Annotated in this window: 15 protein-coding genes; 2 read left to right on the top strand and 13 right to left on the bottom strand. The window is 60.4% G+C overall.

Annotated elements, in window-relative coordinates:
- Nucleotides 1–3: 3 nt before the first annotated feature.
- The 13 genes from AACG97_RS19060 to tssB form a co-directional block, all read right to left on the bottom strand.
- On the bottom strand, nt 4–360 hold the full coding sequence (locus AACG97_RS19060; protein ID WP_009686334.1) for a DUF4150 domain-containing protein: 357 nt from the start codon (nt 358–360) through the stop codon (nt 4–6).
- Nucleotide 361: 1 nt separating this feature from the next.
- Nucleotides 362–1,717 (bottom strand): DUF2169 family type VI secretion system accessory protein, encoded by a 1,356-nt coding sequence (locus AACG97_RS19055; protein ID WP_054881751.1) that lies wholly within the window; start codon nt 1,715–1,717, stop codon nt 362–364.
- A gap of 14 nt (nt 1,718–1,731) precedes the next feature.
- Nucleotides 1,732–3,774 (bottom strand): type VI secretion system Vgr family protein, encoded by a 2,043-nt coding sequence (locus AACG97_RS19050; protein WP_197885440.1) that lies wholly within the window; start codon nt 3,772–3,774, stop codon nt 1,732–1,734.
- A 71-nt stretch (nt 3,775–3,845) separates the two neighbouring features.
- Nucleotides 3,846–4,367, bottom strand: a complete 522-nt coding sequence (locus AACG97_RS19045) for an Hcp family type VI secretion system effector (protein WP_144188739.1) — start codon at nt 4,365–4,367, stop codon at nt 3,846–3,848.
- A gap of 132 nt (nt 4,368–4,499) precedes the next feature.
- The gene (gene icmH / locus AACG97_RS19040) at nt 4,500–5,291 is read right to left on the bottom strand and encodes a type IVB secretion system protein IcmH/DotU (protein ID WP_225786111.1); all 792 of its coding nucleotides are present in this window, start codon (nt 5,289–5,291) and stop codon (nt 4,500–4,502) included.
- 64 nt (nt 5,292–5,355) lie between these two features.
- A complete protein-coding gene (gene tssK / locus AACG97_RS19035) occupies nt 5,356–6,693 on the bottom strand; it encodes a type VI secretion system baseplate subunit TssK (protein WP_115294454.1) in 1,338 nt (445 codons plus the stop codon).
- Nucleotides 6,694–6,745: 52 nt separating this feature from the next.
- Nucleotides 6,746–7,540 (bottom strand): type VI secretion system lipoprotein TssJ, encoded by a 795-nt coding sequence (gene tssJ, locus AACG97_RS19030; RefSeq protein WP_029887182.1) that lies wholly within the window; start codon nt 7,538–7,540, stop codon nt 6,746–6,748.
- Nucleotides 7,537–8,091, bottom strand: a complete 555-nt coding sequence (locus AACG97_RS19025) for an FHA domain-containing protein (protein WP_197885439.1) — start codon at nt 8,089–8,091, stop codon at nt 7,537–7,539. Before AACG97_RS19025 ends, tssJ begins: the two co-directional genes overlap by 4 nt.
- On the bottom strand, nt 8,088–9,104 hold the full coding sequence (gene tssG / locus AACG97_RS19020) for a type VI secretion system baseplate subunit TssG (RefSeq protein WP_029887180.1): 1,017 nt from the start codon (nt 9,102–9,104) through the stop codon (nt 8,088–8,090). Before tssG ends, AACG97_RS19025 begins: the two co-directional genes overlap by 4 nt.
- Nucleotides 9,068–10,834, bottom strand: a complete 1,767-nt coding sequence (gene tssF / locus AACG97_RS19015; RefSeq protein WP_197885438.1) for a type VI secretion system baseplate subunit TssF — start codon at nt 10,832–10,834, stop codon at nt 9,068–9,070. Before tssF ends, tssG begins: the two co-directional genes overlap by 37 nt.
- Before the next feature lie 3 nt (nt 10,835–10,837).
- Nucleotides 10,838–11,248: a type VI secretion system baseplate subunit TssE gene (gene tssE, locus AACG97_RS19010; protein ID WP_009686345.1), complete on the bottom strand. Its 411-nt coding sequence runs from the start codon at nt 11,246–11,248 to the stop codon at nt 10,838–10,840.
- Nucleotides 11,245–12,735: a type VI secretion system contractile sheath large subunit gene (gene tssC, locus AACG97_RS19005; RefSeq protein ID WP_115294451.1), complete on the bottom strand. Its 1,491-nt coding sequence runs from the start codon at nt 12,733–12,735 to the stop codon at nt 11,245–11,247. The genes tssE and tssC overlap by 4 nt, the downstream gene beginning before the upstream one ends.
- A gap of 16 nt (nt 12,736–12,751) precedes the next feature.
- The gene (gene tssB / locus AACG97_RS19000; RefSeq protein ID WP_009686347.1) at nt 12,752–13,255 is read right to left on the bottom strand and encodes a type VI secretion system contractile sheath small subunit; all 504 of its coding nucleotides are present in this window, start codon (nt 13,253–13,255) and stop codon (nt 12,752–12,754) included.
- Between the two features lie 369 nt (nt 13,256–13,624).
- On the opposite strand from tssB, the gene vasI reads away from it, so the two are divergent.
- Together vasI and tssA are read left to right on the top strand one after the other, a co-directional pair.
- Nucleotides 13,625–14,206: a type VI secretion system-associated protein VasI gene (gene vasI, locus AACG97_RS18995; RefSeq protein WP_197885437.1), complete on the top strand. Its 582-nt coding sequence runs from the start codon at nt 13,625–13,627 to the stop codon at nt 14,204–14,206.
- Entirely contained in the window at nt 14,194–15,645 is a 1,452-nt protein-coding gene (tssA, locus tag AACG97_RS18990; RefSeq protein WP_225786080.1) for a type VI secretion system protein TssA, read from the top strand. Before vasI ends, tssA begins: the two co-directional genes overlap by 13 nt.

The following is a 15,645-nucleotide window of genomic DNA, read 5'->3' as shown; positions in this document are numbered from 1 at the left end:
GCATCAACTTCCATTCATCCAGAACAGGTCCCCATGGCGAACCAAGTGACACCCTTCCGCACGCACGGAACTACTGTGCTCCAACGGGTGGCATTTGCCTTCGACGGTACCGCTCTTGACGCCTTTGGCTTGGCCAGCGGCGTCACCGATGGTCTTGGGAGTGAAACTGCGCTTGTAGACAACCACCGGATGGCCATTGGCGCGCACGCTTTTCGCCACACCGGTGCTTGTATTCAGCTCTGCCGTGACCGGATAGGGCACGGGTGGAACGCTGCTGCCCATCGGTGTTTTGCAAACGTCTGGCGCGATGCTGATGACCGTCCATTTAGTCTGCTGACGGGCCATTACGGTATCGGCCATATCAGACGTGCTCCCTGCCGCGGTGTGGGGCGCGCCGAATGATGGGAGCGTCGGGATTGGTTTCGAAACGCGCCTCGAGCACGCGGATATCAAGCGAATTGGAGAGGCTGATGCGGTGCGTCATCGACAGAGTCATGGCATCGGTGTCGATGCGCAATGTGTCGGTGAGCATTGGCAGCGGCAGTATTCCGCCGTTGGTCATGCGCATTAGCACGAAGGGGCGGTGGCCTGGAAGCTGGACTTCACAATGCCCATCCTGGCTCAGGGATGGATTAATCAAGTTGAACAGGGCAACGCGTGCATCTGGTGTAGGAAAAGCAACTTGCTGGTCAACCGGAGCTCCATTCCAGTAGCCGAAATCGAAGTCCTGTGGCAATCCCGGCCAGTGATTGTCTTCCCAACTTTCGTCATAAGTGCCAGCAAGTGCCAAGCGCGGTGCCCACGCGCGACCAACGCTGCCGAAGCCGGCTGGCCTGCAGCCATAGGAGGCAGCTACCTCAGCCATAGCAGCGGCATTCAGCGGGCCAGCTGGATGCCGCGAGCGCAACAGGCGCTCGATGGGGGCGTCCAAATGTTCGATCTGAGGCGCTGGCAGGCTGGCGAGCTTGTCGCCGCTCTGCTCGTAGTGCAGCTTTTCATGGCGATACTCCAGCCAGCCACAGCCCAGCGGATTACTGAAGCACACTTCGTTGAGCAGGAACTCGGGGGCATCGGGGTTATGCCCATATTTGGGATTGGCGAACTGGCTGGCGCCACCAAAAGCATGTTCCCAACGCAGAGGAACGCGTGTGACAGGCTCTGGGTCGGAGAGATGCCAGCCGAAGAAGTTGTGATGAAATTTTCGTGGACCGGTGAAGCGCAGCGTCTTGTCCAGTAACACGATTGGCGTGAGCTGTTCCCTGTTGCGACGCCGAACTTCTAGTACTTCTGCTTGGTGTGCCTGCAGTTCATCGGCGGTCAGATAAACATTCGGTGCGCGCTTCGGGGGTGGTGGATCAGGGATTACTTGCTTGGGACGGGTCGAAGTAACACGGACACTGGCTTCCCACGAAGTTGCAGGTTGTCCTGCCGGCGCGTGCGCATGGCCGACGACGATGACATCGCAGCGTGGCTTGAATGGCGCCAAGTCGCTCTCTTCGACTACGGAACTGCTGCCGATCTCTGCATAATAGATATCGGCCATGCAAAGCTGCACTGGTTCCTCATCAATGACGACGGCTCGGAGTTTGCCAGGACAGCCCTCAAGCGGTTCGAGTCGATAACCGACCTTCATGGCTATGACAGGATGATCCTGACCGTCGAGCGCGAGCGCACTGAAGCACATGACGTCAAACGGCGTCAGGTTGCGAAATTCCATCCTGGGTTACCCCTTCAGTTAAGATCGACATCCTTGCCGTTGATTTGCACAGGCCCTGTGGCACTGAAGTCAAAGTTGCTGCCGTTGATCAGCACGGTTCCGTCGGACTTCATGACCAACGACGCTTTCCCAACCGTGATGCTGAGTTCGTCGCCTGCCGTGATGTTGAAGCGGTTGCCAACGATCACGGACTTGTGAATGCCTACCTGCTCGCTTTGGCTAAGACCAACTGTCGTGTTCATTGCCGCACCGACACTGACCTGGTAGCCCGCGCCAATGGTCAATGCCTTGGCCAATGCGATGGTCTCGGTCTTGTTGGCACCGATGGTCACGCTACGGTTGGCGCCAATGCTTATGGTTTCGTTCTTGCCAACGTCTTCAGTGCGGTGGTCGCCGATGGAGATGGTTTCGTTATGGTCCACCCGCTCGCTGCGGTCATTGCCGACGAAGGTGGTTTCGTTGTGTTTGACGACGTTGTTCTGGTCCTTCTCCGCATGGATAAACACTTCCTGTCGACCCAGTTCGTCCTCGAACCGGAGCTCGTTGAAGCCATCACCCTTGTGGGTCTGGCTCTTGATGGTCATGCGGGTTTTGTGGTCGGGCAGGTCGTAGGGCGGCAGCTGGTTACCGCAATAGGTGCGCCCGGTGATCATCGGCTGGTCGGGGTCGCCGTTGACGTACTGGATGACCACGTCCTGCCCGATGCGCGGGATGGCCATCGAGCCCCAACTGCCACCTGCCCACCCTTGGGATACACGCACCCAGCAGGAGCTGAACTCGTCGTTGTTGCTCTCCCGGTCCCAGGGGAAGCTGACCTTGACCCGGCCCCATTCGTCGCAGTAGATCTCCTCGCCCGGAGGGCCGACCACGGTTGCCATGTGCGGGCCATCGACTTGAGGCTTGTCCAGCGGAGGGGGGCGCCACTCGGTTCTGCCGGGTACCAGTTGGGCGGTTTGCTCATAGCGTGTGCTTTGATCGACGCCGGCTGCTTCTTCCTGGAGGCTGGTGAACTGGCTGCCCTTGTGAACCACGCTGTTCACACGCCAATGCACATTTAGGTCGTCGCGAGGGTGGCCTGTGAGTGTGAAGCTCAGGCCAGGCTGCAGCCTGACGTCATCCCCCTGCACCTGCGCGATGCGAACATCATGGCGCAGGGCGGTGATACGGTTTTCGGTGAACGGCTTGCCCACGGCATCGCGCTTGTAGCGGCCGGGGTAGTCGAAGCGCTCGTAGTCGCTGGACTGGTGTTCCAGAAAAGCACCCGAAGCACGGTGTTCCTGGCGATACGCCGGGTTGGTGAAGGTGTAGTCGCGCTGGACCTGTCGCGAGGTTCTGACGTGCTCGCTGTAGCGCAAGCGCCATAGGCAAGGCCTGGCCTGATCGCCGCCACTGTTGGATTGATACAGCACGGTATTGGGGTCGATAACGTCTTCGCCGTCGAAAAAGCTTTCGTCACCGTTGTCCGTCTTGAGCGCCCCATGGCTGATCAGCCCGAGGGATAGCAGCTGATCCGTGATGATCAGCTTATGCAGGGTTTCACTGTGCTCGAAGCGATAGACAAAGCCCTCTTCAGCCGCCAGGCGGGCGATGAAGGCAAGGTCGGTCTCGCCCGCTTGCACGCAGAACTCGCGCACGTGGTGATCCCTGTTCGCGCGAAGCTCGTATTGAGCGATGCCCTGACGCTCGAGCATCAGCTCAAGAATCTGCGGCACGGTTTTTTGTTGGAAGATGCGCCAGTTAGAACGCAGTCCGGCGCGAGCCAGAACAGGTTCGACTAACGCATGGTAGTAAGTGCGATGGAAGCCACTTTCCCCTTGGCTAAGACTACTGACCAACCCATGTACGTAGCGTACGGGTCGTTCACCGTCCCAGATCGTGAAGACGATCGGCTTATCCAGCAACTGGCCGAAATCGATGTCCGGTTCGAAGCTGATCAATTTCAGTTCGAGGGTGAAAGGCGTGCTGATCGCTTCCTTCAGTTCGAACGACACCACTTCAAATTCGGCATTGCCAACCAGTGGCTGAAGGCTGTAACGGAGGTTGGATTGACGAGGCATGGGAAGTCCTGTTTCGCTGACCTGGTCTTTGCAGCCCGGGCAGTATTCCTGCCCGGGCTGGTGTCGTTGAATCAGACAGCCTCTATGGGTTTACGCCAGTCATCGGAACCCGCCGTGCTGGCAGTGATGTGCTCCCATTCAATGCCGCGATAGCTCATCGAAACGTTGACGAACTGAGTGAAGTCTTTGTTCTCCGGCTTTTGGACATGGGGCATCTCCAAGTCGATGTCGACGATGACGGCATCGATCAACTTCGTGCTGAAGAAGCGTTCTTGCTTGCCCTCAATAGACGTGCGGTACCAGCTGATTTCCACATTAGGTAGCAGTTCTCCAGTGGACAGTGCGCTGTACATAAGAGGCACCGCTTTATTAAGAGAACACGTGATTATCAGGGGCCCGTGAACACGCTGCCCAGCAGGCTGACCGCTTTGGGGGTCGGTGGGCACGGTTATCTTGTGTTTGAGTGCCTGTACCAGCATTTGATCTTCGTGCCCCAGAACGAAGATGTTGCCAACTGATTCGGCGGTGAAGGCATCCTTAGTGATGTTCCCTTGAGTCTTACCTTCAATGGAGATGTAAGCGGGTGTTGGCATGGCAGTTTCTCCTGCGTCCATGTGGAAAAGCACGCGCACAAGCGGCTACGTGGCCATCGGAATCGATGGGCTTTTTCAACGGGGCAAACGCCCCGTCAATTCGTTGAATACGGTCGTGCCGACTGCCGGCGGCTACTGCTGCAAGATGCTGTCGAGTGACTGCAGCACCTCATGGGTGATCAGGTGCAGCCGGTAGCTGTAGATGCCGTAGGCCGTGGCCATCGCAAGGGCGGAAAGCACCAGAGGGCTCCACCAAGGCCATTGCCGGTTCATGCGGAAGTTGCGCGGGGCAACGTTGCTGTAAGGGTCGCAGACCGTTGTCGGCGTAGGCCCACGTAGCTCCCGGATGATTGCGTGGAGCTGGTGAATGAGGGTGTTCAGCGTTTCGTCGCCTTTGGGGGCGAGGCCATACTTGCCTTTGAGCCCCAGGCACAGAATGAAGTACATGAACTCCAGCACGTCCTGGTACCGCTGGGGTTCTTGCATCAGGCGCGAGATCACGGTGAAGATCTTTTCGCCGCCAAAGGTTTCGCTGTGGTAGATGCTGAGCAGGGGCTCCTGGCTCCAGAGGCTTGCCTGGCCCCAGGGCCTCTCCATCACGGCTTCATCGATGAACAGGCACAGGCCATAGGAATAGGCCAGAAGTTGCGTGGCCTCGTAGCCATGCTGACGCAGCTCTTGCTGAATATTTTCGATCTGGTTGCGCACCTGCCGGTGCACTTGTTCGAGGTTGGGCAGTGTATCGAGCGTGCGGATGCGCATGACCAAGCCGAGCAAAGGGGCGGCGGCGTCCAGCATCACGTTGCTGTAGCCGCCTCGCAGTTGGAAATCCGGATCGGCTGGGTAGCCTTCACCCGCTGGATCGGGTTCTGGCGTGGGTGTCGAGCATCCTGCCCCCTTTGTGCCTGCAGTGTTTTCAAGCATCCAGCGCAGCTGCTCGACTTTCGCAGGTGCGCTGCCATCGCCCGGGTGGTCGTTCGCGTGCATTTCACTCACTCCTGATTGCCCAGAACTGCAACTCGAGCCCGGGGAATTCCCCGGCGATATGAATCCCGAAACCGTTGGCCGTGTTCATGCAGGCCCAGGCCGGGTCGCGGCGGTCGAGCCCGAAATAGCTGAAGCCCGCATGGAAGGGCAGCTCGCGCGGCGCCACCGGCAGCGGTTGTAGCGCAATACCGGGCAGTTGCTTGTGCACCAGGTCACTCAAGGTTTCCAGGGACGTGACCTTGGCCTTCTGCATGAACAGTTGGCGCAAGGTCGGCGGCGGCATGTCTGCACGCACGGCGAGGATGAAGTCCGCGTTATCAATCAGGCGGCGGTCTTCGAGCGTCGTCGTCATTACCCCGTAATCGAGCGCGTTCAGGGGTAGAGAGACCGCCCGCGGCTGCAGGACCGTACCCAGGGCGCGGCGCAACGTGTCTTGCAGGGGTTTGAACGACGCACGCAATGCGCTGTGCTGGTAGGCGGGATACTCGGCAGGCAGCCGGCTTTCGTCGGTGAAGGTCACGAACTCGCCGCACGCCTGGCTCATGTGCAGGTACAGCTGCTCAGGGTGTGTCTGCCCCTGCCTGGCCAGGTGCTGGAAGCACGGCCACCAGCGGTTCATGGCTTGCAACAGGTTGAAGTCGCGGATATCGGCGATGCCGGATTGGCCAGCAGCACCGATTCGGCTGGCCAGGTTGCGTGAGCGCTCGCGCAGGGTGTTGGTGATTTCTTCGAGGTAACGCTGCAGTGCGGGCACAGCCCGTACCGAGACGCTGGTCGGGTAGAACCCTTCGTCGAGTTGCAGGCTGCCATCGGGTCGCCGCTCCAGGATACGTGCCAGTGCCAGGCGGGTGTAGGCGCTGCTGTCGTCAGCCTTGCGCTTGAGTTGCAGGTTGGGCACTGCCAGATCGACCTGGGCCAGGTCGCCATCGGCGCTGTGGGTGTCCTTGATTTCCTGGGGCTGAGCGCTGTAGCGGAAATTGGCGGCGTTGTCGGGCCAACTCACCTCTCGACCGCCCTCGGTGCGCAGCGGCAGGCACAGGTAAACCTCGCTGTCCTTTGCGCCGTCGTCGTCGATTTCCAGCGGCGGCGGCGGCGGCAGGTCTGCCGGAATGTCGAACACCGTACCGTCCGGCATGATGCCGCGGGCGCGGGTGATCGCGACTTTGCCCAGGCTCAGGTATTCCTCGTTCAGTTGCAGCTCGCTGAAGCCATAGAAGGCCGCGTTCAGGCTGGCAAGACGTTGGTGCTGGGCTGCTTCAGCGGCGCGGGTAGCCTGCTGGAAATGCTGTGGTTTGACGAACAGGCCTTCAGGCCACAGGACGGGATTACGTGAACTCATGAGCGCTCCGTGTCAGCGTGAGTGAGCGAGAAGGGCAGGGTTGCAGGCGCCATCAGTCTTGCTCCTTGAGCAAAACCTGCGTGTCATTGAGCAACACCGACAGGATGATCTGGTGGCCCCGCGGTGGAATGCGCAGTACCTGGTTCCAGGTGGCATCGTCCTGGTTGCGGTAATCGGCGATCACGGCAACGAAGCGGGTCTCGGGCTCGATGGCGGTAAAGGGAATGAACTTGAACTGCCCAGGGTGCAGCAGGTAATCGTCATCGCGAATATAGGTACTGCGCAGCGCCTTGGCGGGGTCTTTGTCCAGCAGCTCATAAAGGCTGTTGCGCAGCAATGAGTCGTCGCGCAGTTGCAGGATCTTGATAGCCATGGGCGTAGCCACCGCTTCGGTGGCCGGCGTGGTGCTGCGCGGTAAGGTCAGCACCATGTTCGCGTCTTCGTAGCGGCCGGGTGTGCTGTGCTCGAAAGGCGAGCGAAGCGGGAGATCGGCCTCTTCCTCTGGTAACTCGACAGGCGAGGCGGCCGGGTACTGCTCCTGCAGAAACTCGAACAGGGTGCCGACCTTCTCGGCCAGGGCGTAGGGGTCGCCCGCGCTCAAAGTGACTGCGTAGGGGCTGGGGGCCAGGCTGCTTTCTTGCTCGGCCAGCACCTCCACACTGCTGGGGTTGCTGTTGAGTGTGGGGCTGGCGTTGATGCTGAAAGCAATTTCGGTAGGGTGATCCTTGGGCGGCCCGACGGGTATCGAAGGGTTCAGCGCCACTTGGCCCATTTTGCCCAGGGCGGTGCAGCCCGAGAGCCCGATCAGGGTTGCCAGAAGCCCGGCCACCAGTGAATGACGCGTCATGGGCGTTCTCCTGCAACCAGGCGGTCCAGCGGGTTCTGCGCCGTGGCTTGCGTCACCGCGTCCAGTGCTGCCAAGGGATCGTTGCCCATACCTTGGGCGAATACCGAGCAAATCTCGGCGACCGGGGCCGTTGCGGGCTGGGCAGGCCAACGCTCTGCAGGTGCATCCAGGATGAATTGGTCGAGCACCCGTGAGTCGGGGTTGAATAACGCCTCCAGCGAACGGGCATCCGCTGGCGACAGCTGGACCAACAGCCGATAAGCGCCGACCCGAAGCCGGTCGCCCTCAAGCAGCCGCCTGGCTGACCGCGTGCCCAGGCTGCCCAGGTTATCGTTCAGGTAGGTGTGCCCGCAGCGGTCGATGACGCAGAAGCTACCTTCGAGCCAACGGATCTCGCAGTGGATCGGTGCCACGCTCTGTGCACCGTCATTGATCAGCCACGCGGCCCCCACGCTGCCGATGGTGCCGCCTGCGCGATCGAATGTGTGCCGGGCCGTAACGTTGTGCTGCAACTGGTCGAGGTTGGTAATGTTCAAGGTCAATGTGCTCATGAGCGCCCCCGAAAGCGCACCACGGGGCTGATTTGGCCATGGCGGTCATCGGTGAAGCTGGTCCAGCCCAGGTGGGCGCCCTGGCTCGGGTGCAGGCAGAAGGGCGACAGCGCGTTCTGCTGCAGCCGCAATTCCAGGTCGTAGGCCAACCCATCGCGCAGCAGGAAGTCGATCAAGGCGCGCAAGCGATTGAAGTTGATGCCGCTGGGCAGCAAGCCACGCAGCTGGGTTTGGTCCAGCTCGCTGATCACGATGGTGAACTTGCTGCTGCGCGTTCGCGTGCGGCTGCCGACCAGGAACGAAGTGCCCAGCTCGCCGTTGCTGCAGCCAAGGCTTACCAGTTGCCGGGTTGTCGTAGGCACCGAGCGGGTCTCGAACTCCCTGATGTGCACCTGTTTCAGGTCGAAGCAGTGGGCGATGATGCCCGCGACGGTGCCCGGTGCGCGGCTGCGGCTGGCGATGACACCGGCGAAGCTGAGCAGTCGGCTCCAGGGCAACGGCGTGTCGCCGCGCAGTTGTTTGTCATTCAACCCCAGCAGGGCAAAGATGTACTGGGAGAAGCCATCGCTGGCACCTGGCTGGAAGCGAATGTAGTATCGGTACTTGCGCCACACGCGGTGCAGCAGGCTGAGCAGGTAGTGGTTGAAGAAGTCGAAAAAGGCCGGCCGCACACCGATACCCTGCGCATGCTCGTAGGCCACCTGCTCCAGGTAGTAGGCAGGCAAGGGTGAGTCAGTGCCATGCAGGCCCATGAAGGTGGCGCACACGCGGTAGCGGTCTTCTGCCCCGGGCATGCGTTCGGCTTTGTACACGTCGGAAACCGGAAAGGTCAGCCGTGGGTCACAGGCCAGCCGCACGCGCAGCCGGGTGGCCTGGTCCGGCCAGCGCGGTTCCAGGTCATCCCCATGCAAGCCGTGCAGGCGCTCCAGCAACTGGTAGAAGTTGTACTGGTGTGCCTCGGCGAGCAGCCTGTCGGCTAGATCAGCGGTTGTTTGCCGGTCTGGATGGGCCATGTGTAGTGCTCGTTGTTGGTGATGTTGATCACTTCCAGTTGATGGAAGGAATTGATGCTGGCGTACAGGGCGAAGAAGTGCGCCAGCACGCAGCCGAACAGGTACAGGTCGCCTTCGCACAGGAAGGCGGCCTGGTCCAGCTTCAGCCGTGTGCGTAGCCCGCGAATGGGCTGGCCCTTGATCAGCCAATCCAGAGGCTCGGTCTGAACATCGCGAATGCCTTCCAGGCGCTTGTGGGTCGTGCGTGTCTGCTGCAGGTCGTGCAAGGCCACGAAGTCATAGGCACGAATCACCGCCTTCAGCGGCTCGGCAGACAGCAGCGACAGGTAGTTGAGCGACATGTTGGAAACCAGCGCCCACTGCAACTGGCCATCCAGCACTGGTCGGTAGGGGCGGGTGGGTTTGCAGATGTTGGTGTAGGTGGTCAGTGCTGGCGTGACTTCGGAAATCACATCGATGTCGTCGACGCCCAACGCCAGGGGCAGATCGCGGTTGGTGCAGGTCAGGTCGATGGACGCCGTTTCCAGCTCACCGGTGTAAGCGTTGGCATCGGCACGCACGAAGGCGATGCGATGTGTAACGCCCTCGCCGCGCAAGGACTCCTCGAGGGTGTAGCGGTAGTACAACGCCGTGCGCCCTTGAGCATGCTCGATCTCATGGGCGAACGATTCGAACGGGCGGAACGTGCGTAGGTGTTCGCCGGTGCCGCCGTCTGTTGTGGTGCGGGTGCTGACCACCTTGTCGACACTGAAAATCTCATACGCATGCCGTTCTTTCCCTCTGGGGGTCAGCTCGGCAGGGGCCTGCCGATTGGAGAGGTCGATAGGTTCGGCGCTGTAGCTGAACAGGTTGACCGCCGGCGTGCAGAACAGGCGCAAATCCGCCATGCCGATACGCAACGAGGTAGGGAGCTGGCGGGTGAAGTGAAGTTCGATGCCCACCTGCCGAGTCGCTTGATCGGGCCAGACTTTCTGCAGTGCGCTAACGCTGAAGAAGTGGAAGCGCTTCGCGAAAACGAAGTATTCCTGCAGGATCCGATAGCCATCGAAGACGTTCTGCGGATACGGCAGCAGCCCTTCGTTCGCGCTGAAGCCCGGAAAGATGATGCTGCTGGCCGGCAACCGGTGCACTTGGCCATCGATCGTTACCGCGACATGCTTGAGGTATTGAGCAAGCCACAGGTAGAGCGTGCGGGCTGTCTTGTCATCACCGCTCAAGTGGAAATCCAGGCTGTCGCAGCCGAGGGTGTTCAAGGGGCGCTCGACCAGGGTGCGCAGTTCGATGCGTGCTACCGAACTGTCGAGCGTCTGGGTAGCGCTGACCGATTGGATCTCGAACGGGTGGATGTCCACGGCCGTGCACGTACGAAATTCACAAGGCACGCCATCCACGGGCCTGGAGAACAACGGTGAGCCCTTGGGAATGCAGTGTGATTGGCTGAGCGCTTGATTGAGTGGCGTGAACTGGATGATCGTGGCGCTCGGCAGGGGCCGCAGGTAATTGGGCCACAGCAACTGCAGCATGGGGTGCGTCAGCTCTGGCAGGTCATCCTCCAGCTTGAGGCGCAACTTGGCGGTGAGGAAGGCAAAAGCCTCCATCAGCCGTTCGACGTCCGGATCGCTGCCACCTTTGCCCAGCAGCCGGGCAAGTTGTGGGTTGTCGGTAGCGAAGTCGTTGCCCAGTTCATGCAGGTAACGCAACTCTTCGCTGAATCGATCCTTGAGTGACATCGGTCACCTCACTCGGGTATGGCGGCTATGGCCGTTGACCAGCAGCTCCAGTTGCAGCTGCTCGTGGTGGTTGTTGACCTGCACCTGGCAGTCCAGCCTGAAATGCAGCTCCAGCGGGGCGTGACACGCGGGCATGGCCTTGAGCGCGCGCACGTGCACGCGCGGCTCGAAGCGCTGAATGGTGCGGCGTATGTCGGCACTCACTTGCTTCAACAGGTCGCCACTGCTTGTGGCATGCCCGTTGAAGTCATGCAGGCCCAGTTCAGGGCTGCTTTGTGAGCAGCCCTGACGTGCATTGAGTAGCGTTTCCAGGTGGCGCTTGATGGCGGCAATCTTTTCGGCAGCGTTTTCTTGCCGGGAAGGCGTGCGGGTAACAGACGGGTCCGTCACCAAGCGATTGAAAAAACCACTCATTCGGTATCAAGCCGGCCAACCAGCGAGATCTCGAAATTTGCGCCCATGTATTTGAAGTGCGGTCGCACGGCGAGCGAGACCTGGTACCAGCCCGGATCCCCGGCAACGTCCGAAACCACGACCTTCGCGGCCCGCAATGGGCGACGGCTGCGCACATCGGCCGAAGGGTTTTCCTGGTCGGCGACGTACTGCCTGATCCATTTGTTCAGCTCGGACTCAAGATCGCGGCGTTCCTTCCAGCTGCCGATCTGCTCGCGCTGCAGCACCTTGATGTAATGGGCCAGGCGATTGACGATGAACAAATAGGGCAGTTGCGTGCCCAGCTTGTAGTTGGTTTGGGCCTGCAGGCCTTCCGGCGTCTTGGGGAACTGCTTCGGTTTCTGGACCGAATTGGCCGAGAAGAACGCGGCGTTGTCGCTGTCCTTGCGCATGGTCAAGGCGATAAAGCCTTCTTCGGCCAGCTCGAATTCCTTGCGGTCGGATATCAGCACCTCGATTGGAATTTTCGCTTGCAGTTGCCCCAGCGCCTCATACAGATGCACGGGCAGGTCCTCGACGGCGCCACCGGACTGCGGGCCAATGATGTTCGGGCACCACCGGTAGCGGGCAAAGCTGTCGTTGATGCAGCTGGCCAGCAGGAAAGCGGAGTTGCCCCACAGGTAGTTGTCGTGTCTCCCGTCGATGTTTTCTTCGTAGTTGAAGGTTTTGATCGGCTGTTCCTGAGGGTGGTAGGCCGAGCGGAGCATGAAACGTGGCCCGGTCAGCGCAACGTGCCGAGCGTCTTCGCTTTCGCGGAAGGCGCGCCACTTGGCATGCCGTGGCCCTGCGAAGATGTCTTTGATCTCCTTCAGGTTGGGCAGCTCTTCAAAGCTGCTCAAATTGAAGAAATCGGGTGCGGGGGCGCCAAGGAAGGGGGCGTGCGCCATGGCACCGACAGACGCCATGTAACTCAACAGTTTGATGTCTGTGGCAGCGGGGCCGAAGTGGTAGTTGCCCAACATGGCCGCCACCGGCTCACCACCGAATTGCCCATAACCTGCGGTGTAAACGTGTTTGTACATACCGCTGCAGGTAATATCGGCCGCATTTTCAAAGTCATCGAGCAGGTCGTCTTTGCTCACATGCAGTACTTCAAGCTTGATGTTCTCGCGGAAGTCTGTGCGGTCGACAAGCAGTTTGAGGCTGCGCCATGAAGACTCAAGTTCCTGGAATACCGGCTGATGGAGGATGGCATCCATCTGCCGGCTGAGCACCCGGTCCAGTTCTGCAATCATCTGGTCGACGCGGTGTTTGTTGATGAGTTGATCTGGATCATTGCTTTTGAGTATTTCGGCAATAAAGGCCGATACACCTTGGCGAGCGACTTGATAGCCCTCTTGTGCGGGCACCAGTTTGGTTTCGGCCATGATCTGGTCGAGCAACGTGGCGCTGCTCAATGTTTCGCCCGACCGTTCAGCGGCGAGGGGAGTGCTGGTTGATTTTGCCATGGGACGCTCCGTTGTCTCAGTCTTCTTTTGGCGCCTCAAGCACCAGGTTCAACTCTTCGGCGAGTTGCTTGCGGGCCTGCTCGTTGCTCAGCAGGTGCTGCAGTTGCTTGCGGAACGCGGGCACGTTGCCCAGTGGGCCTTTCAGCGCCACCAGCGCTTCGCGAAGCTCCAGCAGCTTGCTCAGCTCCGGTACCTGGCGGGCGATACCGTCTGGTGCGAAGTCATTGAGCGACCTGAACTGCAGATGAACCGCCAGCTCCGCGTCGGCAGCCGTGGTGAGCATGGAGGGCACCGACATGGCCAGACGGACGTCGGCGTCATTCAACACATTGTTGAAGGTGTGTTTATCGATGCGCATGACCGTTCGGTCTTCCAGCGCGCGGGCGTCATCCAGGCCGAAATCGCCCATCACCAGCATCTTGTGCGGCAGCTCTACTTCGGCCTGTTCATCACCTGTGGCGGGCACGTATCGGATGTTGATTCGTTCTTTGGGTGCAACCGATCCTGTGGGCTTTGCCATCGCAGAATCTCTCCTTGGTTTGTGTGGGAAGTCCCTGATAGTTGTTCGTGAGTTCTGATTTAGTTTGTAGGAAATTTCCTTCAGACTTGATTACGATATAAACAAGAGCGAGGTAGTCATTGCCTCTTGCGTAAAAACCTTGCGCCTGAAATTGTTATTCAGTCGAGGGTCAAAGTGTAAAAAAATATTTGTTTGTATTTGCGATTTTTTATGAGCTAGTCTCTTGCCACTCGCGGGCCGGAGTGCCCGTGATTGCGTTTAAATATCAGCGGAGCTGATACAGGGCATATGTACTATCGAGAGGGAATTTAATTGCGATGCCTGGCGAAACATACCTCTGGCGCAGGTCTTTTTCTGATAATCAATTGCATGCCACTGCCAGTGCATGCCGATCAGAATTGCTCGCGCATCGTATCCAACGTTGAGCGCCTGGCCTGTTTCGATCAATCCGCCGGAACACCTGCGCACCGCGTGGCCGCGCAGTGGTCGGCACCGGAGCAGGACTCCCCCACGGTGGGTCGGGTGCTGGCCTATGAAACAGGCCGAAATCCCGACGATTTGACGTTCCGGCTCACGCGTGAAGACGAGGGGCTGACGATTTCTGCACCCGCAATCGCTTCGGCTGCACCGCACCCCTACCTGGTAATCAGCTGTTTGCAGAACATCTCGCGGTTGCAACTGATCGCCGCACACCCCGTGGATGCCAGCCGGCTGACGGTGCGCTTGCAGGGGGAGCGTGGCGCCACCGCCGCGACGCCCTGGCAGGTGACGGAGAACGGTCAGGTGCTCGATGCCGGCCGCGGCCTGCCCGGAATCGAACAGATCAGGCAGCTGATCGGGGCCCGGCGCATTCAGGTGCACAGCGAAAACCCTGCCGTTGGCGGGTTGGTCTTCGACGCTCAGGGGCTTGACCCGCTTATCGGCGAGGTGCGCAAGGCATGTCGCTGGTAGCCGAGGTCAATGCACAGGAAATCGCCCGGTTGCTCACAGCCATCGACGCGCAAGCACCGGCCGGCCTGTTCGATGTGGAGGATGAGACCTACCAGGCCATCGACCAGGAAATGGTCAAGCTGGGTGGCCTGCAGGAGGGCACTATCGATTGGGTGTACATCGAGGAAGCGTCGCGCCAGTACCTGGGGCAACAGTGCAAGCATCTGCGCATCGTGGCACACCTGAGTGCCGCATGGCTTCGCAGTGCTTGTTGGGAACGCTGGGCGCTTACGTTGACCTTGCTGGCCGGCATGGTCGAGCGCTACTGGGAGACGGCTTATCCCAAGCCAGGGCCCAAGGGTTACCTGGGTAAGCGCAAGCTGGTTGGCTTGGTGCTCAACCGCTTGAACGAAGCCCTGCCGCGCCTGGACCGTTTCACCTATAGCCCTGCGCATGCGGCCGGGGCGCAACAGGCGCTGCTGCGGCTGCAACAGCTGCAAGCCGTGGCCCTGCTGGACGACGCCATGCTCGATGATATGGCGCGGCTGCTACGCAAGCACTCGGAACGGGCGAGTGGCGCAGGCGAGCCTGCTGCGGCCAGGGCTTCGGCGCCCGTCATCAAGCCCGCGCCACTGGCCGAAGTCATCGCCACACCCATGCCCCGCGTGTCGCTAGGCAACGAGCGTGAATCACGAAGGGCGGTGCTGAGCATGGCTGAGCTGATCAACCAGCAGGACCCCTACGACCCAGCGGGGTATCAGTTGCGTCGCTTCGGCTTGTGGGCTCACATCCAGGCCGCGCCTCAAGCAGGGCAAGGTCACCGCACCGAGCTGATGGCGGTGCCGCTGGAGATCGCCGGCGATTATGAAGAGGCCATTGCCGGCAGCGTATTCGACGCGGCGCTGCTGCAGCGGATCGAAAAAAGCGTGTCGGCTTGCCCCTTCTGGATGCGCGGCAGCTTGCTTGCGGCCACCACCGCCACACGGTTGGCAATGCCTGAGGTGGCCGAAGCCATCCGCGCAGCGACTGCCCGGTTCGTCCAGCGTATCCCCGCCCTGCAGCAGTTGTGCTTCAGCGACGGCACGGCGTTTCTGGACGACCAGTGCATGGCCTGGCTCAAAGGCGCAGGCCAGCAACCGCAAGCTGAAACGGCGCAAGAGTTCGTGGGCCTGCGCGAAGAACTTGTCAGCCAGTTGGAAAACGGTGGGGTAGAGCCGGTTTTGCTCAGGCTCCAGGCCATGCAGGCAGATATTCGGGCGCCGCGTGAGCGCTGCCACACCACCGTGATCGCGGCCGACCTGCTGGCCGCGCGCGGCGTCTCGTGGCTGGCCCAGGACCTGTGCGCCAGTGTTGCCCGAACCATGCAGCAAACCATGGCCAGTGCCTGGGAGCCGGAGGTGTTCAAACGCCTGCAACAGCATGCCGCCCCTGATGCGTTGGCCGATCAGAACAAGGACTAG

This window comes from Pseudomonas sp. Nvir (genome assembly GCF_963778085.1).
Lineage (GTDB): Bacteria > Pseudomonadota > Gammaproteobacteria > Pseudomonadales > Pseudomonadaceae > Aquipseudomonas > Aquipseudomonas juntendi.
This window is presented reverse-complemented; position numbering and strand designations above follow the sequence as displayed.